A 299-nucleotide genomic window follows, 5' to 3' on the forward strand; every position below is an offset into this window, starting at 1 on the left:
TACGCTGGGCTGGAAAGATATCAATAACAAAGCCGACTTTACCGCCGAGCACACTGGCGGTTCGATTGGCACCGGTGAGTCAGTTGGTGACCAATGCTGCGGGTGGCTTATTATCCAATGCCAATAACAGCGGCCATGCGGAAGGCACCACGCAATCTGCGGTCAGTGACGGTACCGTCATTGTTCGCAATGACGACAAACAAAAACAGGATGTTAACGAGGTCAATCGCGATACCGAGCACGCCAATGACGGCAGCATCAACCCGATATTCGATAAAGAGAAAGAACAAAACCGCTTA

General features: G+C 50.8%; 1 pseudogene. It reads left to right on the top strand.

The features are described 5' to 3' along the window. Positions 1-299: pseudogene (locus AC4IFT_RS22465) on the top strand (VENN motif pre-toxin domain-containing protein); the annotation flags it as partial.

Source organism: Providencia sp. UF-183 (assembly GCF_058246155.1).